Source organism: Micromonospora sp. NPDC048868 (assembly GCF_043198195.1).
Classification (GTDB): Bacteria; Actinomycetota; Actinomycetes; order Mycobacteriales; family Micromonosporaceae; genus Micromonospora; species Micromonospora reichwaldensis.
The window spans coordinates 62,318-81,855 of the sequence record NZ_JBICUN010000022.1 but is presented as its reverse complement, the minus strand read 5'-3'; the positions used below and the strand labels follow the sequence as shown (position 1 = coordinate 81,855).

General features: G+C 72.7%; 19 protein-coding genes. 1 reads left to right on the top strand and 18 read right to left on the bottom strand.

Translation table 11 applies throughout. The annotated features are described in order from the left end of the window. Positions 1 to 69: 69 nt before the first annotated feature. Positions 70 to 810 (bottom strand): hypothetical protein, encoded by a 741-nt coding sequence (locus tag ACGFNF_RS26390; protein WP_393171356.1) that lies wholly within the window; start codon positions 808 to 810, stop codon positions 70 to 72. A gap of 163 nt (positions 811 to 973) precedes the next feature. Between ACGFNF_RS26390 and ACGFNF_RS26385 the strand changes: the two genes are divergently transcribed. After that, positions 974 to 2,191, top strand: coding sequence for an arginine deiminase (locus ACGFNF_RS26385; protein ID WP_393171354.1), 1,218 nt, complete (start codon positions 974 to 976; stop codon positions 2,189 to 2,191). Between the two features lie 83 nt (positions 2,192 to 2,274). Here ACGFNF_RS26385 and ACGFNF_RS26380 read toward each other — a convergent pair whose 3' ends face one another. The 17 genes from ACGFNF_RS26380 to ACGFNF_RS26300 form a co-directional block, all read right to left on the bottom strand. After that, positions 2,275 to 3,159 (bottom strand): DUF5926 family protein, encoded by an 885-nt coding sequence (locus ACGFNF_RS26380; protein ID WP_393171352.1) that lies wholly within the window; start codon positions 3,157 to 3,159, stop codon positions 2,275 to 2,277. A gap of 60 nt (positions 3,160 to 3,219) precedes the next feature. Further along, positions 3,220 to 3,636 carry an ATP-binding protein gene (locus tag ACGFNF_RS26375; RefSeq protein ID WP_311409894.1) on the bottom strand — a complete coding sequence of 139 codons (417 nt, stop codon included), beginning with the start codon at positions 3,634 to 3,636 and terminating at the stop codon, positions 3,220 to 3,222. 69 nt (positions 3,637 to 3,705) lie between these two features. Continuing rightward, entirely contained in the window at positions 3,706 to 5,163 is a 1,458-nt protein-coding gene (locus ACGFNF_RS26370; RefSeq protein WP_393171350.1) for an ATP-binding protein, read from the bottom strand. A gap of 73 nt (positions 5,164 to 5,236) precedes the next feature. Next, a complete protein-coding gene (locus ACGFNF_RS26365) occupies positions 5,237 to 6,028 on the bottom strand; it encodes a glycerophosphodiester phosphodiesterase family protein (protein WP_357577779.1) in 792 nt (263 codons plus the stop codon). Positions 6,029 to 6,038: 10 nt separating this feature from the next. After that, a complete protein-coding gene (locus ACGFNF_RS26360; protein ID WP_132240515.1) occupies positions 6,039 to 6,374 on the bottom strand; it encodes a rhodanese-like domain-containing protein in 336 nt (111 codons plus the stop codon). A gap of 53 nt (positions 6,375 to 6,427) precedes the next feature. Next, positions 6,428 to 7,366: an LCP family protein gene (locus tag ACGFNF_RS26355; protein WP_357577781.1), complete on the bottom strand. Its 939-nt coding sequence runs from the start codon at positions 7,364 to 7,366 to the stop codon at positions 6,428 to 6,430. Between the two features lie 221 nt (positions 7,367 to 7,587). Beyond that, entirely contained in the window at positions 7,588 to 8,802 is a 1,215-nt protein-coding gene (locus ACGFNF_RS26350; RefSeq protein ID WP_357577782.1) for an LCP family protein, read from the bottom strand. A gap of 232 nt (positions 8,803 to 9,034) precedes the next feature. Further along, the gene (locus ACGFNF_RS26345; protein WP_393171347.1) at positions 9,035 to 10,273 is read right to left on the bottom strand and encodes an LCP family protein; all 1,239 of its coding nucleotides are present in this window, start codon (positions 10,271 to 10,273) and stop codon (positions 9,035 to 9,037) included. 75 nt (positions 10,274 to 10,348) lie between these two features. After that, a complete protein-coding gene (locus ACGFNF_RS26340; RefSeq protein WP_393171345.1) occupies positions 10,349 to 11,326 on the bottom strand; it encodes a UDP-glucuronic acid decarboxylase family protein in 978 nt (325 codons plus the stop codon). 103 nt (positions 11,327 to 11,429) lie between these two features. After that, positions 11,430 to 13,103: a cation acetate symporter gene (locus ACGFNF_RS26335; RefSeq protein ID WP_132240519.1), complete on the bottom strand. Its 1,674-nt coding sequence runs from the start codon at positions 13,101 to 13,103 to the stop codon at positions 11,430 to 11,432. Next, on the bottom strand, positions 13,081 to 13,452 hold the full coding sequence (locus tag ACGFNF_RS26330; protein WP_357580133.1) for a DUF485 domain-containing protein: 372 nt from the start codon (positions 13,450 to 13,452) through the stop codon (positions 13,081 to 13,083). Before ACGFNF_RS26330 ends, ACGFNF_RS26335 begins: the two co-directional genes overlap by 23 nt. A 209-nt stretch (positions 13,453 to 13,661) precedes the next feature. Continuing rightward, a complete protein-coding gene (locus ACGFNF_RS26325; protein WP_393171412.1) occupies positions 13,662 to 14,225 on the bottom strand; it encodes a flavin reductase family protein in 564 nt (187 codons plus the stop codon). A 99-nt stretch (positions 14,226 to 14,324) separates the two neighbouring features. Next, complete coding sequence (locus tag ACGFNF_RS26320; protein WP_393171343.1) at positions 14,325 to 14,732, bottom strand: hypothetical protein; 408 nt, start codon at positions 14,730 to 14,732, stop codon at positions 14,325 to 14,327. A gap of 119 nt (positions 14,733 to 14,851) precedes the next feature. After that, positions 14,852 to 15,346 (bottom strand): SRPBCC family protein, encoded by a 495-nt coding sequence (locus tag ACGFNF_RS26315; RefSeq protein WP_393171341.1) that lies wholly within the window; start codon positions 15,344 to 15,346, stop codon positions 14,852 to 14,854. A 23-nt stretch (positions 15,347 to 15,369) separates the two neighbouring features. Continuing rightward, a complete protein-coding gene (locus ACGFNF_RS26310; protein ID WP_393171339.1) occupies positions 15,370 to 17,070 on the bottom strand; it encodes an ABC transporter permease in 1,701 nt (566 codons plus the stop codon). After that, a complete protein-coding gene (locus tag ACGFNF_RS26305; RefSeq protein ID WP_357580130.1) occupies positions 17,055 to 17,819 on the bottom strand; it encodes an ABC transporter ATP-binding protein in 765 nt (254 codons plus the stop codon). The genes ACGFNF_RS26310 and ACGFNF_RS26305 overlap by 16 nt, the downstream gene beginning before the upstream one ends. Positions 17,820 to 17,896: 77 nt before the next feature. Continuing rightward, a complete protein-coding gene (locus ACGFNF_RS26300; protein ID WP_357580129.1) occupies positions 17,897 to 19,537 on the bottom strand; it encodes a cation acetate symporter in 1,641 nt (546 codons plus the stop codon). Between the last annotated feature and the right edge of the window lies 1 nt (position 19,538).

Sequence of the window (19,538 nt, the reverse complement as noted above, 5' to 3'; positions counted from 1 at the left end):
CAGGCGGCCGGCGACGGCGCGACCGACGGGTGCCGACCGGCACCCGGGTGCGTGGCGTCGCCGGTGACGTTACCGTCGGTTGGCCGGCTTGTCAGCGGCCGTTCGGCCGCCCTCGTACCACCGGTAGTCCGCGGCCGGCCGGTACGCGCCGTTCACCCAGGTCTCCGGGTGCTGTGCGACCCGCGAGAGCTTCTCGGCCGTGGCCGGACTGATCCGGCTGCCCCCGGCGACGAGCAGGCGGTCCAGCTCGCGGTGGGTGGCCATGAGGCAGTCCTTCGGCAGGCCGTAGACGCTGATGACGCCGGAGCCGACGAAGGTCAGCACCGGCGTCACCGGGATCGGCAGCCCCACGGCGTCGGAGAGGGCCTTGCTGGCCCGCTTGGCGTCGCGGCGGGCCTCGGCCACGTAGGGCGGGCGCTTGCCGTTGATCTGGACCACGTCGCCGGCCACCAGCACCCGGGCCCGGCCGTGGTCGGCGATGGTGACCGCGAAGAGCCCGCTCGGCCCGATGGCGAGGAAGCCGGCGCGTTCGTCGCGCTCGTGATCGAGCAGGAGATCGGTGGCGTCCGTGCGGGGCCACTCGATGACGTGCCACGCGGGCCCGAGATGGTCGAGCCGGCCGAGCGCCCGTGCCCCGGCCGCCTCCAGCCGCCGGGCGCCCCGCTCCGCCCTGCGGCGGCGGGCCCACTCCAACGGGGACGGACGGACGGGTGCGAGCACCCCCGGCGACTCCACGCGGGGGTGTGGCACCGCCGCAGGCGGCAGTGCCCGGGCGGACGGTACGGCTTGACGAGCGGGAAAGACAGTCATCGCGACCTCCGGCAAAAGGTCCCTCGAAGTTATGTCCTCACTACCCTACGTTGCCAGTCCCCTGTGTCGGCAAGTTGGAACGCCGGAGTGAGTGTGGATGAATGCCATATTCATCCACCCCTGTTTTATCGGATGCCGCCAAACCCTGCCCTACGCTGCGAGGGTGACCCACTACGTGGACAGCGAAGTCGGTCGGCTCGGGACGGTGCTGCTGCACCGCCCCGGTCCTGAGTTGGCCCGGCTCACCCCCCGGAACAACGACTCGCTCCTCTTCGACGCCATCCCATGGGTCGGACGGGCCCAGGAGGAGCACGACGCCTTCGCCGCCGCCCTGCGCGAGCGCGGCGTCGAGGTGCTCTACCTTGCCACCCTCCTCGCCGAGACGCTCGCCGTGGCCGACGCGCGTGCCGAGCTCACCGGGGAGGTGCTCCGCTCGCCCAGGCTCGGCGACTCGCTGCGCGCCCGGGTCGCCGACCACCTCGCGTACCTCGATCCCGTCGCGCTCGCCGACGTGCTCATCGCCGGGCTGGCCCACGAGGAGCTCCGGGTCAGCCGGGAGCGGCCGGGCGGCCTCGTCTACACCCTGATGGACCGGCACGACTTCGTCATCGACCCGCTGCCGAACCTGCTGTTCACCCGGGACTCCTCGTTCTGGGTCGGCGACCGGGTCGGGGTGACCAGCCTGGCGATGCCGGCGCGGCGACGGGAGACCACGCTGACCGACGCCATCTACCGGCACCATCCGCGTTTCGCCGGCACCGAGCTCGTCTACCAGCCCGGCCTGGAGCACCTGGAGGGCGGCGACGTGCTGCTGCTCGCGCCGGGGGTGCTGGCCGTCGGGGTGGGCGAGCGGACCACGCCCGCCGGCGCGGAACGCCTCGCCCGGCAGGTCTTCGCCGCCGGGCTCGCGCACACCATCCTCGTCGTCCCGATCGCCCAGGAACGGGCGACCATGCACCTCGACACCGTCTGCACGATGGTGGACGTCGACGCCGTGCTGATGTACCCGAACATCGCCCACACGCTGTCGGCGTACACGGTGATCGCCGGGGCGGACGGTGAGGACCCGCGGGTGGACGGCCCGGCGCCGTTCCTGCGGGCCGCCGCGGACGCGATGGACCTGCCCCAGCTCCGGGTCATCGACACCGGCCTGGACCCGGTGACCGCCGAACGCGAGCAGTGGGACGACGGCAACAACACCCTGGCCATCGCGCCCCGGCTCTGCGTGGGTTACGAGCGCAACACGGAGACCAACGCGCAGCTGGAGCGGGCCGGCATCGAGGTGATCCCGATCGCCGGCTCGGAGCTGGGCTCGGGCCGGGGCGGACCACGCTGCATGTCCTGCCCGCTGGTCCGCGAGCCGCTCGGCGCACCGGGGTGAGGAAGGGCCCCTTCCTCACACCGCAGCCGCCGCGCGAGGCGGGCGCGGCGGCTGCGGGGCGGAGGGTGGGCCGGGTGTCCGGATCAGCGCAGGGTGAGTTGGCGGCCGAGCAGGCCGTGGCGGGCCCGCCGGCCGGCGGCGTCCAGCGGGGTGGGCTCGGCGAGCGCCTCCGCGTACCGCTTGGCGAAGTCGGCGACCGGCTGCTCCCAGTCGGCGGCCGGGACGTCCTCCGGCAGGTCCCAGACGGGTACCAGCCGGCCGTGGGCCCGGAACATGCCCGCGAAGCGGGTGTTCTCGCCGAGCACCAGCGTGCCGGCGACGCTCAGCCGGGACAGCGCGTCCAGCGCGGCGTCCTCGTCGTCGGGCAGCACCCAGCGCACGTGTGCCTTCTCCGGCACCTGGCACCAGTACGCGGCCCGGGCGGCGGCGAGCCGTACGGTGGGGTAGATCGCGGCGTTCGCCCGCTCCAGGGACGCCTGCACGTTCGGGTCGTCGCCGGCCCCCGGGTCGAGCCAGAACTCGAACCCGTCGTGCATGCTGACCTCCAGCGGGCCGTCGGCGAGGACGTCCTGCAACCGGGGGCCGGGGCCGGGCAGCGGCGGCACGGGCACCGGGCGGCCCGGCTCGGCCCGCAGCGCGCAGAGCAGTGCCTCGGCCAGGTCCCGGGAGACGTCGCCCGACTGGAGGTGACGCTGGAGCCCGATGAGGACCCGCCCGTCCGGCTTGGTCATGGCCGGGGTGGCCATCGGCAGCACGGTGGCCAGGGTGACCTCCCGGTCGCCGAACTCCTCGACCAGGGCGGGGGCCAGCCGCAGCGGCGCGGAGGCGGCCGGCACCAGTTCCCGCAGGGCGATCCACTCCGGCTCGTCGGTCAGCCCCTCGAACGGTCGGGGCACGAAGACGTCCCGTACCTTCTCCCGCTTGGGGGTGGCTTCGGCGGCCCGCTGGCTCTTTCGACGCTTGCTCACGGCGACACAGCCTAGAGGCCCCGGCGGCCCGGCGGGGGCGGGACCCGCCCTCGCGGTCGGTCAGCCGGCCACGGCGAGGTCCGACCGGGTGACGTCGGCGGGGTCGAACTCGGCCCACACGCTCTGGCCCAGGCCGTCGCGCTCGACGCCCCAGCGGTCGGCCAGCCCCGAGATGATGTGCAGCCCCCGGCCGTCGACGGCGTCGATGTCGGCGATCCGCATCGTGGGGCCCGCGGCGGCGCCGCCGTCGGTCACCCGGAGCTGCACCTGCTGGCCGCCGGACGAGTCGCGCAGCCGCCAGGCCACCCGGACCACTCCGCCGGGCAGCGGGTCGGCGTGCCGGACCGCGTTGCCGACCAGCTCGGCGAGGACCGCGACGAGGTCGGCCAGGAGCGGCGGGGGTACGACGTCGGCCAGTTCCTCGGCGAGGCGTCGCCGCGCCACCCGCGCCCCCGCGGCGTGGTGGGGGACCACCACGCACCATGCCCGATCGGCAGCTCCCGTCGACACCTTCGTCCCTTTCCCGCCCCCGTTGCCCGTCGCCGGTCACCCGCGGGGCAGCCGCACCTCTGCGACCGTACCGCCACCGGCCCTCGGTCGTAGGGATACCCATCCATTCTGCTGTTCAACGATCCGACGGACGAGATAGAGGCCGAGTCCGGCCCCGGCGTAGCGGCGGCGGTCGCCCGACTCGCCCTGCCAGAACCGGTCGAAGGCCCGCTCCACGTGCTCCGGCCGGATGCCGATGCCCCGGTCGCGTACCTGGAAGGAGACCGTCGACCCGTCCGCGTCGGCGGTGATCTCGATGAGCGAGCCGGCCTCGGAGTACTTGCCGGCGTTCGTGCACAGCTCCGTGAGCACGGTGGCGAGGCTCAGCCGGTGGCCGAGCGCCTTGGGCAGGTCCGCGGGGAGGCGGAGGACGAGCCGCTGCCGCAGCTCCGCCGGGAGGTCGACCGCCGCCGCGCGCAGCGCGTCACCGAGGTCGTACGGGGCGGGAGGCTGGTCGCCCGGCCCCGCCTCGGCGGCGGAGGAGAGCAGCCGGTCCACCAGCCGGGCCAGCTCGTTGGCGCGTTGCCCGATCACGCGGGCGGCCTGCCGCCGGTCGGCCTCGGTCAGCGACTCCCAGTGGTCGGTCAGCGTGTCCGCGTAGCCCTTGATCACGGTCACCGGCGTACGCAGCTCGTGGCTGGTCACCGCCACGAAGAGGTCCCGGTCGTGGTCGCGGCGCTGCTGGTCGGTGATGTCGCGGAAGGTGACCACCCGCAGGGCGCCGGGGCCGGGCAGCTCGCCGGAGGTGATCGTGAGCCAGCGGCCGTCCGGCATCCGGTGGTCGCGCACCTGCCCGGACGGGGGCAGCGGGAAGGGCAACGGCCGGTTGAGCGCCTGGGCCACGGAACGGCCGGTGACCCGGGCGGCGGCCGGGTTCCAGAGCCGGACGTGGTTGTCCCGGTCGACCACGGCCAGGCCGTCCGCCAGCGCCGCCACCACCGGCCCGTCGCCGTGCACGGGCAGCCCGGTCTGGTCGCCGTACATGTGGGCGATGCAGGAGGCCAGGTAGCCCGCGACGGCGTGCTGCTCGGCGTCGGGCGGGTCGTCGCCGTCGGGGTAGAGCACGTGCAGGCTGCCGACCGTCAGCCCGCCGATCTCCGCGCGGGAGACCACCATCCGGAGCAGGCCCCGTTCGGCGAGCTCGGCGGAGAGCCTGCCGGTCAGCTCGTCCGTGCGGACCTGGCGCACCCGCGCGCCGGAGAGCAGGCAGACGGTGGCGGGGTCGTCGGCCGGCACGGGGTGGCCGACGGCCCACTCGGCGGCGCCGGTGGCGGCGATCACCCGGCCGCCGGTCGGCGCGAACTCGACGAACGCCGTGCCCGCCGCGCCGAGCGCCGACCGGGCCACGCGGAGCAGGTGGGTGAGCACCGGAAGGCCGGTGCCGCCCGAGTTGATCATTTCGATCACCGTGGTGTGGCCGGCGATGAGAGCGGAGAGGTCGGTGCGCTCCGGCATCCTCCGAGTGTGCCCCGCCGGCCGGTCCGGGGACACCCCTGCCCGACCGGGCCTCCACGCGCTGCCACCCCGGTCAGCGGCCCAGGCTGGCCAGCGTGTGCGCCGGCCGGTCGGTGATGATGCCGTCCACCCCGGCGGCCAGGACGAGGTCCAGGTCCGCCGGCTCGTTCACGGTCCACACGAAGACCTGGTTGCCCGCCGCCCGCAGGGCGGGCACCAGCTGCGGGCGGGCGCGCACCAGGGCGACGCCGGGGCCGGCGATCCGGGTGCCGAACGGCAGCCGCCCCGGCCGCACCCAGCGCGGCAGCACATCCAGCAGCAGCACCGTGGGCAGCGCGGGGGCCAACCCCCGGACCCGGCGTACGGCCAGCGGCGAGAACGACATGACGGTGACCCGTACCGGATCGTCCGGTTTCGGCTCGGTCAGGCCGTACCGGCGCAGCATCGCGACGAGCCGGCGCTCGACGTTGCCGCCGTGGCGGGAGGGGTGCTTGGTCTCCACCAGCAGCCGCACCGGCCTGCCCGCGGCCAGCACCGCGTCCAGCAGCCGCTCCAGGGTCAGCAGGCGCGTGTGCGACTCGTCCAGCACCTCGTCGCCGTCGGCGGGCGCGCAGCCGGGGTGCCAGGAGCCGAAGTCCAGCGCCTCCAGCTCCGCGAGGGTACGGGCGCTGACCAGTCCCTGGCCGTTGCTGGTGCGGTCGAGCCGGCGGTCGTGCACGCACACCAGGTGGCCGTCCCGGGTCAGCCGGACGTCGCACTCCAGCCCGTCCGCGCCCTCGTCGAGGGCCCGCAGGTAGGCCGCGAGGGTGTGCTCGGGCAGGTCGTGGGAGGAACCGCGGTGCGCGAAGACGAGAGGGGCGTCCATCCCGACCGTCCTAGAGGACCCGGCCCGGCTGCCCGTCCTCGCGGACCACTCCTCGCCCGGCGGCGGCCCACTCGCCCATCCCGCCCTCGACGTTGCGCACCTGGTCCCAGCCGTTGCGCATCAGGTAGGCGACGACCTGTGCGGAGCGCCCGCCGGAGCGGCAGATGACGGCGACGTCGCGGTCGGTCGGCACCTCGGCGATCCGGGCCGGCAGCTCCATCATCGGCAGGTGGTGCGCGCCGGGGGCGTGGCCGGCGTTCCACTCGTCGTCCTCCCGGACGTCGAGCAGGTACGCGTCGTCGGCGATCTCGGTCACGGTCACGGTGGGAACCTGGGATCCGAACACGGGCCAAGCCTAGATCCTCGCCCGGGCGGCCGGTGGCGGGCCGCCCCCGGGCGTCACAGCCGGGTGACCCACCGCGGGTTGGCGCGCGCCCAGTCCGGCACGCGGGTGCCGCGTACCGCCTCGAAGAGGCCGTTCCCGCCGTTGTCGAGCACCACGTACGACACCTGGTCGATGGTCTGGGGGTGGGAGGGGACCTGCACGCCACGCAGCGCGTCCGCCGGCAGGTCGCGCAGCGCGAGGACCAGGTCCTCCAGCCGTACGCCGTTGGTGTCCACGGTCAGCGAGCCGCCCACGGCGCGGATCACCTGGTCCAGCTTGACCGGGTTGGTCCGCAGCGACGTCTCGCTCGTGCGCTCCAGCACCGCCCGGAGCAGTTGCTGCTGGTGGGTCTGCCTGTCGTAGTCGCCGCCCGGCAGGTCGTAGCGCTGGCGGACGTAGTCCAGCGCCTCACCGCCGTCCATCTGCTGGCAGCCGGGCGCGAAGACGCGGTCGGTGTGGATCGAGCGGACCTCGGTGTCCACGCACATGCGTACGCCGCCGAGCAGGTCGATGACCTTGCGGAAGCCGGAGAAGTCGATCAGGGCCGCGCCGTCGAAGCGGATGCCGGTCAACCGGGACAGGGTGGCCGAGAGCAGGCGGGTGCCCGGCTGGCCGCCGCCGCCGTGCTCGTACGCCGCATTGATCTTGTCCTGGCCGCCGCCGTAGCCGTTGCCGGCGGGGATGGCCACGAGCAGGTCCCGGGGGACGGAGACCAGGTACGCCTCGCGCCCGCCGGCGGGGACGTGCACGATGAGGATGGTGTCCGAGCGTCGGTCCGCCGCGCTGCCGCTCTGCCAGCGGTCGGTCCCCACCAGCAGGTAGTTCAGCGGCCCGTCGGGGTCGGTGCGCTTCTGGCGGGCGGTGGGGTCGAGCAGTTGCTCCCGGACGACGCTGCGGTCGTACCGGTCGCTCAGCACCTCCAGGCCCGCCACGGCGAGCCCGGCCAGCAGCACCAGGGCCAGGCCCAGGCCGAGCAGCAGCCGGGGCCAGCGGACGCGGGGCGGCCGGGCGGGCCGGGTGTCGGTCCCGGACCGGCCCCGACCGTCGCCCGTCGATCTGGACGTGACGCCTCCCCGCGACCCGTACGTGAATCCCTCTCACGTCAGGCTACGAGCCGACCACGTCGGACCGGGCCGCTTCGCCGACATCGCCCGGCGGGCCGCCTCAGCCGGCGTCACTCGCGGCTGGAGACCACCTCGGGGTTGGCGAAGACGAATTCGGCCAGCTTGTCCTGTTTCACCGCGCGGAACATGTCCATCGTCTGGGCGCTGAGCGTCTCGCGGCTGCCGTCGCTGTGGAAGGTGCCGCCGTTCGTCTTCAGCATCACGAGGTCGTTGCCGGTCACCCCGCGCATGGTGAAGACGAAGTCGGGAACCGGCACGCCGGCGGTGTCGAGGATGAATGCCTTGCCGGCCGCGTCGATCAGCTTGTTCAGCTTGATCGGGTTGGTCAGCGTCCCGTCCTGGGTGGCCTTCTTCGCCATCGCCTTGATCAGCTGCTGCTGGTTCTGCTGCCGGTCGTAGTCGCCGTTCTTGAGGCTCTTGCGCTGCCGGGAGTAGTCCAGCGCCGCCCAGCCCTCCATTTCGCGGCAGCCCTTCTTGTGCACCACGGGCGTCCGCTGCTTGCCGGTCTTCTTCGCGTCCGCGTTCCACATCGGCTTGCCGTCCACGTACGACATGTGGATCGACTCGACCTCCTGCTTGACGCAGATGCGCACGGTGCCGAGGGCTTCGATGACGTTCTTGAATCCGCCGAAGTTGATGATGGCCGCGCCGTCGAAGCTGATCCCGGTCATCTTCTTGATCGTCTGCGCCATCAGCTGGGCGCCGCCCTCCCAGCCGCCGCCGTTGCGGGCGCCGGCCTGGAACGCCGCGTTGATCTTGTCGGTGCCGCCCTTGTAGCCGCTCGGCTTGAAGGCCGGGATCTGGGCCTCGGTGTCCCGGGGGATCGAGATCAGGTACGCCTGGTCGTGCGTCGCCGGGATGTGCAGCACGATGATGCTGTCCGCCCGCACGTCGTCGGCGGCCCACCGCTCCCGGGCGTCCACACCGAGCAGCAGCATGTCGATCGGGCCGTCCAGGCTGGCGCCACCCTCGGCGTCGGTCTTGCCGGCGTCACCGAGGAGGTTGCGCTGGGCGATGTTGCCGGTGGCGCTGCTGATCAGCGCCTTGCTGCCGACGATGGCCGCACCGCTGGCGACCATCAGCACGGCGCCGAAGATCAGGGTGAGTCGGGCCCAGAGCGGGTCCTTGCGGCGCGACCGCTTCTTCGCGGACCCGCCACCGGGCTTGCCGCCCTTGACGGGCTGCTTCGGGATGCTCGTGGAGGCCCGGACCGGGCCACGGGGGGACTCCAGCGCCGGAGGGCGACGGCTGGTCTGAACCGGCATGCGTGCTCCAGCTCGCGTTTGTCAGGGGGCGGGATCACTTTACGGACGCTTTCCCGTCCTGGCGAGGTCGTCCGACCGTCAAATGCCGTTCGTACGGCCGTCATCCAGGAGAACTGACCGAACGGACAGATCGATACGGCTGGTCGGCGGTTGGCTCACAGGAAGCGCTCGACCGGCCCTCCGAATCGTGATGACGGTCGTCGATCACGGGAGGGCCGGCCGGCGGAGCTGGTCAGTTTCCGGTGCCGTCCTTCTTCTTCTGGTTGGCCTCGACCCAGGCCGTCATGGTGTCGGCCGACATCGCCTTGTACATGGTCAGCGCCTTCTCCTTGTCCGACACCACCACCGACTCACCGTCGATGGTCTGGCTGCCGACGTGCGGGCTGGTCACGAAGGTGAGGTTCTCGCCGCGCAGGTTGCGGAACTGGACCCCCATGTCGACAAGCGAGAAACTCTGGTCGACGGTGACCGCGGCGGTGACCGACTTGAGGAAGTCGTTCAGCTTCTTCGGATTGGTCAGCGTGCCCGTGCTCGCCGCCTTGTCCATCAGGGCGCGGAGGAACTCCTGCTGGTGCCGCATCCGGGCGAAGTCGCCGTCCGGGAACTGCTTGCGCTGCCGGATCCAGTCCAGCGCCTCGGCGCCGTCCATGTGGTTGGTGCCCTTGGTGAACGTCCGGTACGGCTTGTGGATCGAGGTGACGGTCCGCTCGACCTTCAGGTCGACGCCGCCGAGGGCGTCGGTGACCTGCTTGAAGCCGGCGAAGTCGATCGCCATCACGTGGTCGAGCCGCACGTCGGTGAAGCACTCCACCGTCCGCACGGCCAGCGGCAGCCCGCCGAAGGCGAAGGCGGCGTTGATCTTCCCCCGCTGCCCGCTGCCGCAGTCGGCGTTGGCGCCCTCCGGGATCGGCACGTAGAGGTCACGGGGGATGGAGACCAGGTAGGCCTTCTGGTGGTCCGACGGGATGTGCATCACGATGATCGTGTCGGCCCGCCACTTGCTGGACTTGTCCACCGGGGCGTCCGGGTCCCGGGAGTCGCTGCCCACCAGCAGGATGTTCAGGGCGCCGTCGACCGCCTTGGCCGGGCGGCCCCCCGTGATCTCCGAGAACGGGTCGGTGCGGGCCAGGTCGTCGTCGAGGCCGCGGGCGTAGAACCAGGCGCCCACGCCGCCGAGCAGCGCGAGCACCAGCACTGCCACGCCGGCCACCAGGGCGATCCGGCCCCAGCGGGGGCGGACGCCGCCCCGGCCCGGCCGGTCCGGTCCGGTCGGTCCGCCTGGCCCGGCCGGTCCGCCCGGCCCTGCGGGGCCGCCCGGGCCGCCGGCCCGTGGCTCGTCCGCTGCCGGGGACCAGCGGGCCTCGGCCGGCCGGGCGCGTCCGGCGTCCCGGCCGGGGCCGGGCACCGAGGCGCGCCCGGCGCTGCGGTACAGGTGCGGGAGTGGAACTCCGGCGGGCATGGTCGCTGACATGTAACTCAGGGTACGTACGCGTAGCCACTGTCGCCCTGTGGCGCCGCCGACGTGTGCGCCGGCGGCGGGCGTTCGCTAGACCATCCGCTCGCGGAAGTACTCGATCGTGCGGCGGAGGCCGTCCTCGGGCGTCACGGTCGGCTCGTATCCGAGCAGCTCGCGGGCGAGGGTCAGGTCCGGGCGGCGCATCTCCGGGTCGTCGGCGCTGCGGGTGATGTAGGTCACCTCGGAGCTGCTCCCGGTGAGCGACACGATGGTCTCGGCCAGCTGCCGCATGCTCATCTCGTGCTCGGTGCCGCAGTTGATCGGCCCCGTCTCGCGGGAGTCGAGGAGCAGCAGGATGCCGTGCACCAGGTCGGACACGTAGCAGATTGAACGGGTCTGGTTGCCGGTGCCGTGCACGGTGATCGGCTCGCCGCGCAGCGCCTGCGAGATGAAGGTCGGGATGGCCCGGCCGTCGTCCGGGCGCATCCGCGGGCCGTACGTGTTGAAGATCCGGACGATGGCCGTGTCGAGCCCCCGGCTCCGGTGGTAGGCCATGGTGGCCGCCTCGGAGAAGCGCTTCGCCTCGTCGTAGACGGCGCGGATGCCGATCGGGTTGACGTTGCCCCAGTACGACTCAGGCTGCGGGTGCTCCTTCGGGTCCCCGTACGCCTCGGAGGTGGAGGCCATCAGGAAGCGGGCGCCGTCGGCGACCGCGCGCTCCAGCAGGTGCAGGGTGGCCACCGAGCCGACGCGGAGGATCTCCACCGGCAGCTTCTCGAAGTCGGTCGGGCTCGCCGGCGAGGCCATGTGCAGGATGGCGTCGAACCGCTCGGCCATCGCCGGGTGGTGGGTCGGCAGGCCGTCGGAGATGTCGGCCTCGACCAGGGTGAAGTTCGGCTCGTCCAGCAGGTGGGCGACGTTCTCCTTCGACCCGGTGATGAAGTTGTCGAGCGCGACCACGGTGCAGCCGCGAGCGATCAGGGAGTCCACCAGGTGCGACGGTACGAAGCCGGCGCCGCCCGTGACGAGGATGCGGTGACCGGGTCCGAAGCGGGCAACAGCGTTCATGCCGGTCAGCCTACCCACTGCCCCGAGCCGCCCTGACGCAAGGAAGGGCCCCTTGTCATCGCCAGGCGACAACGAGGGGCCCTTCCTTGCATCTGCCGGGTCGTCAGTGGGCGCCGGCGCCGGTGACGGAACGCACCTCCAGCTCCGCGTACTTCTCCTCGTCGTGCTCCTTGGAGATCACGGTGCCGATCCACCCGCACAGGAAACCGAACGGGATGGACAGGATGCCGGGGTTGGACAGCGGGAACCACTGCCAGTCGTGCTCGGGGAACATCGAGGTGGCCGCGCCGGAGACCACCGGCGAGAAGAACACCAGCAGGACGGCGGAGAGCAGGCCGCCGTAGATGGCCCACACCGCGCCCGAGGTGTTGAACCGCCGCCAGAACAGGCTGTAGAGGATCGCCGGCAGGTTGCCGGAGGCGGCCACCGCGAACGCCAACGCCACCAGGAAGGCCACGTTGAGGTTCTGCGCGTAGATCGACAGCACGATCGAGATCGCGCCGATCACCAGGGCGGAGACCCGGGCGACCCTGACCTCCTGCCGCTCGGACGCCTTACCGTCCTTGATCACGTTGGCGTAGAAGTCGTGCGCCAGGCTGGACGAGGAGGCCAGGGTCAGGCCGGCCACCACGGCCAGGATCGTGGCGAAGGCGACCGCCGCGATGACCGCGAGCAGGGTCGCCCCACCGAGATCGCCGCCGAGGAATTCGATGCCGAGCGCCTCGGCGAGCTGCGGCGCGGCCGTGTTGCCGGCCTTGTCCTGCGCGGTGATCGCCTCGCTGCCGACCAGCGCCGCCGCGCCGAAGCCGAGGGCCAGGGTGAGCAGGTAGAAGGTGCCGATGATGCCGATCGCCCAGAGCACGCTCTTGCGGGCCGTCTTCGCCGTCGGCACGGTGTAGAAGCGGATCAGGATGTGCGGCAGGCCGGCGGTGCCGAGCACCAGCGCGATGCCGAGCGACAGCAGGTCCATCTTGTTGTAGAAGGTCTGCGTCGCGTCGCCGGCCACCTCGACCCCGTAGCGCAACCCCGGTCCGAGGAGCGCGTCGCCCTTGCCGGAGGAGGCCGCGGCGGCGCCGAGCAGCTCCGACAGGTTGAAGTTGTACTTCGCCAGCACCAGCACCGTCATGATCGTCGCGCCGCCCATCAGCAGGAACGCCTTGACGATCTGCACGTAGGTGGTGCCCTTCATGCCGCCCACCGTGACGTAGACGATCATGAGCGCGCCGACCATGATGATGGTGGCGACCTTGGCGGTGTCGGCGTCCATGCCGAGGAACGTCGTACCCGGCTTGATGCCGAGCAGCAGGGCGACCAGCGCGCCCGCGCCGACCATCTGCGCCAGCAGGTAGAAGATCGACACCGTGATGGTGGAGACGGCGGCGGCGGTCCGCACCGGGCGCTGGCGCATCCGGAACGCCAGCACGTCGGCCATCGTGTACCGCCCGGAGTTGCGCAGCAGCTCCGCGACCAGCAGCAGCGCCACCAGCCAGGCGACCAGGAAGCCGATGGAATAGAGGAAGCCGTCGTAGCCGTAGAGGGCGATCATGCCGGCGATGCCGAGGAACGAGGCGGCCGACATGTAGTCGCCGCCGATGGCCATGCCGTTCTGGAAGCCGGAGAAGGACCGGCCACCGGCGTAGAAGTCGGTGGCGGTCTTGGTCTGCCGGCTGGCCCAGATGGTGATGGCCAGGGTCACCGCCACGAAGACCAGGAAGAGCGTGATGGTGAGGTTGCGGGCGGTGGTGCTGCCCGCCTCAGCCGCGAGGACCGTGTTCATTGCTCACCTCCCCCATCTCGGCCCGGATCCGGTCGGCGACCGGGTCGATCTTCCGGTCGGCGAACCGCGAGTAGAGCCAGGCGATGAGGAAGGTCGAGACGAACTGGAGCAGGCCGAAGACGAGGGCGATGTTGATGTTGCTGCCGAAGAGCTTCGTGCCCATGAAGTCCCGCGCGTACGCGGACAGGATGACGTAGAGCGCATACCACAGGAAGAACGCGACGGTCATCGGGAAGATGAAGCCGCGCAGCGTGCGCCGCAACCCGGCGAACTCGTCCGACCGCTGCACGGCCAGGTACCGGTCCGCCGCCGAGGTCGACGGCGTGGACGCGGGTGTGTCCGTGGACATTCGTGGATCACCACCTTCACAGGCGTGGGGAGTTTCGCGCACGGTAGAAAGCGCGCTCCCCGCCACGGAAGGGCGAGATCGACGCCGGTCGGCGGCTGCGCCGAACGGCACGGTGGCTGCGCCGAGTGACGCAGCTCACTCCGTTCACCGGTAGCTGGTGTGGCCCGGGTGGGCCGGACGGTCGCCGTCGACGCCGCCGGTGACGGTCGTCAGGTCAGCTCGCGGTAGCGGCCCCGGTAGTGCAGTAGCGGGTCCGTCTCCCCGGTCAGCTCGACGGCCTCGATGGTGGCCTCCACCAGCAGGCCCCAGCCGTACTCGCGGGCGGAGTCGAGCCGGCACCCCGCCCAGCCGCCGGCGTCGGCCGGCACCGGGCCGTAGGGGGTGTCGGTCCAGGCCCCGGTGGCGAACAGGCCGCCGGGGGACGGGAAGAGGCCCGCGAACCGGTCGGCGAGCTGCCGGTGCGCGGGGCCGAGCGGGGCCACCGCGAAGCGGCCGGCGGACTCGACCGCCGCCCACAGGTCGGACTCCGGGTCGACCAGGCCGAGCAGCCGGTCCGGCTCGCCCTCCGCGACCAGCGTCGAGGAGACCGTCAGGCCCGCCGGCTCGGGCGCCGTCCAGAGCGTCACCGGCGACGCCAGCCGACCCCGCAACCGGCGTACGGGCGAGCGTTGGTCGGCGGGCACGGCGAACGGGTCGATGTGGTGGATCTCGGCGCCCGGCTCATGATTCACGTGAAACATTGTGCGGCCTGCCCCGCCCCGACGGGCCCGGATGTGGCCCCTGGCGTCGACAGTCGGCGCGCCGCCGCTGTTGCCGGCGCGTCGGTGACGCGGTGCGGTGAATGCCCGCCCGCGCGGCCCCACGTCACCAGATCACAAGATCTCAGCGGGCTTGATGTGCAGGTTCAGCAGCATGTCCTCGAAGGCCTCGGGGCCGAATCGCGCCGCCACTATGTGCACCGGTGAGCAGACCATGTCCAGTGTCACGCCGCCCACAGGGCGACTCTCGACGCCGGTCACCACCAGGGTCGTCTCCCGCACGGTCACGTCCTCGATCGTGACGTCGTAGCCCAGCACGGGGCGGGTCCCCACCGAGAGCATGATGACCGTCTCACGCGCGAGGTCCACCAGCGGCGGTGGCGGGACAGGCTGCACTCCCCGATTGACCGATGCCCAGTGCTGCGCCCACGACCCTGATCGGCGGATCAGGAACAGGCCGTAACTCGAGCCGGCACCGGATGCCTGCCCGTGGTACAGGGTGCGGAAGTTCGCGCGGCTCACCCGCTGACCCTACCGGCACCGACCCTCGGCGCAGCTGGTCGAGATCTTGGACGTTCTGCGCCCTTCCAGGGGCCGTTCCCTGCCAAGAACTCGACGAGGTGCGCGTACCGCTGGAGGGGTCAGTCGTCGGCGGTGAGTGACCGGCGGGCGGCGGCCAGCACCTCCGGGTCCGTGCAGCCGGCGGCGTACCCGGCGATCCGGCGGCGGATGTCGCGGCCGAGCAGCCAGGAGCCGATCCGGTCCGCGACCGGGCGCAGGAACGCGGGCCGGCAGCGGAAGCTGTACCGCCAGGTGGCGACGGCGTGGCCGGGCTCCGGGGCGGGCGCGAACCGCCACCCTCCGGCGAACATCTCGAAGAACCACGGCCCGCGGATCATCTTCATCCCGACGTGGCTGGGCGGGGCCCAGGAGACGTACTCGCTGACCATCACCAGGCCGTGCCGGGACCGGGTGAAGGTCCGCACCCCCTTGCCGGGCCGGGTCGCCCCGTCGGTGAAGTGCTGCTCGCGTACGAACGGGTCCCACCGGTAGCGCACCGGCGCCGTGGTCTGGGAGACCGCGAAGGCCACCTCGGGTGGGACCGGCACGGTGATCACCGCTTCGACTACGGGCATCAGGTCATTGTCCTGTTCGATCGTCAGCGGCGCGGGGTCACCGTGGCGAGCAGCTCCGGCATCCGGCGGTCCAGCACGTCGCCGGCCAGGTACGCGCCGAGCAGCGCCGCCCCCAGGCCGTACGCGGCCCCGAGCGGCAGGGCCAGCCAGAGCCACACGTCGCCGAGCAGCCCGGCGGCCACCACCATCGGCACCGCCGCCACCGCGGTGGCGAGCATCGCCAGCAGGGTGAGGAAGCTCTTCGCGATCCCGGCACCGGTGTTCAACGCGAACGGGTTGCTCGTCTCCGGCAGCGAGTACGCCCCGAGCACCGAGACGAAGCAGTTCACCGCCAGCCCCGCGCCGTACGTGCCGAACAGCGTGCCCGCCATCAGCCCGATCCAGCCGGGCTCGCCGATGACCACCGCGACGACCACGGAGATCACCGCCAGCATCGGCAGGACGTAGAGCGAGAACGCGGCCATCCGGGCGCGCAGCTCCTGCTGGCCGGAGACGCCCGCGACCACGTTCGTTGCGTACGCGCTGCCGTCGAAGCCGAACTGGTTGGCCAGGGTGACGGCGGCGAGCAGCCCGACGAAGAGCATCGACAGGCTGGACAGCACCGGGGACGGGTCGGAGCTGGCCGTGAACCCCTCCGCGCCGTCGATCGTGAAGCCCGAGCCGCCCAGGTTGACCATGACCGGCACGAAGAGACCGACGACCGCGACGGTGATCAGGTTGGCCCGGCGTCGGGCGTCCCGCCACCAGTAGCGGGCCTCCCGGGCGACGAGGGCGCCGAACCGGTCCCGCCGGGCCCAGCCGAGGGCCCTCGGGAAGAGCTGGGCGACCGCCCCGCCGGTCGTACCACGCTGGGCGCGGGCCGGCCCGGCACTGGCCGCGCCCACCATCGCGGACTCGAGCGAGCGGGACCACCAGGCCAGCAGCGCGACGATCGTCACCGCCGTGATCAGCAGCTTCACCGGTGCGGCCCAGACGCGGCCCTCGGCCACGTCGATGCCGGCCGTCCAGGGAGCGCCGAACGGGGTCCAGGCGACCACCTCGGCCACCCCCTGGAGGCGGTCCCAGTCGGCGTCGGAGAGGGCGGCGATGCCCAGGAGCTGCAACGGCCCGAGCAGCGCGGCGAGTACGGCGAGCAGCACGGCGGCCAGGTCGCGGACCCGGCGGGAGCGCAGCGCGGTGGCGAAGGCGCTGGTCACCGCGCGGGCCGCGGCGACGCAGAGCAGCAGCCCGCCGACCACCCCGACGAAGGCGACCGCGGCGGCCGACCAGCCGCCCAGCGCCCCGGCGGTGACCACCAGCCCGCACAGGGCGAGCAGCACCGAGATCGTGGGGACGCTGACGAAGGCGGCGGCGAAGAGCCCGGTGACGAGCGTGCGGCGGGGCAGCGGCAGCAGCGCGAACCTCGCCGGGTCCAGCGTCTCGTCCACCCCGAAGAAGACCAGCGGCAGCAGCAGCCAGCCGAGCACCGTCAGGCCACCGCCGAAGGCGGCCACCATCAGCGCGTAGCGGCTCGAGTCGGCCAGGCCGGGCGCGGCGAAGAGGAAGAAGCCGGTGCCGGCGAACCAGAGCCCGAGCACCGCGCCGCCCACGAAGAGGGCGACCCGCCAGCCCTGACCCCGGAAGTTGTTGCCCATCACCCGCAGCTTGAGCCGGACGAAGTGCCGGGCGGAGACCCGCCGGGCGGGCTGGGCGGAGACGGTCGGTCCGGTCACTGCGACAGCCACGCCAACTCCTCGCCGGTCGCCGTACGGCCGCCGACCACCTCGACGAAGACCTGCTCCAGCGAGCGGCCGCCGCGCACCTCGTCGATGGGACCGACGCGCTTGATGGTGCCGGCCGCCAGGATCGCCACGTGCGAGCAGAGCCGCTCGACGACCTCCATCACGTGGCTGGAGAAGACGACGGTGCCGCCCCCGGTCACGTACCGGTGCAGGATGTCCCGGATCAGCGCGGCCGAGACCGGGTCGACCGCCTCGAACGGTTCGTCCAGCACCAGCAGCCGGGGCCCGTGCAGCAGCGCGCAGGCCAGGCCGATCTTCTTCTTCATGCCCGCCGAGTAGTCGACCACCAGCGTCCGGCCGGCGTCGCCGAGCGCGAGCACGTCCAGCAGCTCCGCCGCCCGCTGGTCGACCACCGCCGGGTCCATGCCCCGCAGCAGACCGTGGTACGCGAGCAGCTCCGCGCCGCTGAGCCGGTCGAAGAGCCGTACGCCGTCGGGCATCACGCCGAGCAGCTGCTTCGCCCGTACCGGGTCGGCCCAGACGTCGTGACCGAGCACCCGGGCGCCGCCGGCGTCCGGCCGGAGCAGCCCGACCGCCATCGACAGGGTGGTGGTCTTCCCCGCGCCGTTCGGGCCGAGCAGGCCGTAGAAGGACCCGGCCGGCACGTCGAGGTCGACACCGGCGACGGCGACCTTGCCGTCGAAGTGTTTTGCCAGGCCACGCAGGGCGAGCGCCGGGTGCTCAGCAGTCATGCGTCGACCGTATCCGGCCCGGACCAGCGGCTGCTCCGGCCGCAGGATGATCCCCGGTCATCCCCGAGTCGTACCTGTCAGAGGCGGAGGGCCTCCGGGGCGTGCAGGCGGAGCATGGTGGCGCCGATGTCGGCCGGCGCCCGGCGGCGGGTCGCCATCGAGACCGCCACCATCACGGTGAAGGCGAGCGGCACCGTCCAGGCGGCCGGCTGCGCGGTGAGCGTCGCCGGCCAGCCGGACAGCGGCGGGCCGAGCACCGTGACCAGCACCGCCCCGACCGCCGCACCGCCGCCGACCAGGATCCCGGCGGCGGCGCCGAGGTCGGTCAGCCCGCGCCACCAGATGCCGAGCACCAGCAACGGGCAGAAGCTGGATGCGGCGACCGCGAAGGCCAGCCCGACGACCTGCGACACGTCCAGCCCGGCGAGGTTGAGCGCGAGGACCGTCGGCACGGCCCCGGCGATCACCGTGGCGAGGCGGAAGCCGCGTACCGAGCCGCGCCCCAGCACGTCCGTGGAGATCACCCCGGCGACGCTTGTGAGCAGCCCCGACGAGGTGGAGAGGAAGGCCGCGAACGCGCCGGCCGCGACCAGCGCGGCGAGCAGCCGGCCGGCGGTGCCGTCGCCGAGCGCCGCGCCGGGCAGGAGCACCACCACCGCGTCGGTCTGCCCGCTGAGCAGCAGTTGCGGGGTGTAGATCCGGCCGAGCACCCCGTAGATGGTGGGCAGCAGGTAGAACGCCCCGACCAGGGCGAGCACCACCAGCGTCGTGCGGCGGGCGGCGGCGCCGTCGGGGTTGGTGTAGAAGCGGACCAGCACGTGCGGCAACCCCATGGTGCCGAGGAACGTGGCCAGGATCAGCGAGTACGTGGCGAACAGCCCCCGGTCGTCGTCCCCGGCGGCGCTGGGCAGCAGCCAGTCGGCGGCGTCGGTGGCGACCCCGGACACCTCCGGCACCGGGTCGCCGGCGGCGAAGGAGAGCTCGTCGCCGGGGCGTACCTCCTGGATCCGGCCGTCGGGGTGGGTGAGGGTCGCGCGGTGCTCGACCACGACGGTGGTCGCGGTCCGGAACGCCGGTCCGTCGGGCGGGGTCACCGCCGGGCGGGCGTCGGCCTGCCACTGCAACGCCAGGAAGATCGCCGGTACGGCCAGCGCGGTCAGCTTCAGCCAGTACTGGAAGGCCTGCACGAAGGTGATCGCGCGCATGCCGCCGAGCGCGACGTTCGCGGTGACCACCACGGCCACCAGCAGGGCCCCCAACGGGTACGGCGAGCCGGTCACCGTGGCCAGCGTCAGCCCCGCCCCCTGGAGCTGCGGCACGAGGTAGAGCCAGCCGATGAAGATCACGAAGGCGGTGGCGAGGGTACGCAGCCGACGCGACCCGAGCCGCAGCTCGCAGAAGTCCGGCAGGGTGAACGCGCCGGAGCGGCGCAGCGGCGCGGCCACGAAGAGCAGCAGGGCGAGGTAGCCGGCGGCGAAGCCGACGGGATACCAGAGCACGTCGACGCCGTACTTGAGGATCAGCCCGGCGACCCCGAGGAAGCTCGCCGCCGACAGGTACTCCCCGCCGATCGCGGCGGCGTTCCAGGTGGGGCTGATCGCCCGCGAGGCGACCAGGAAGTCGGAGGTGGTCCGCGCCAGCCGCAGCCCGTAGAAGCCGATGCCGACGGTGACCAGGGTGACCGCCACGATCGCCGGTACGACGAAGCCGTTGCCCACC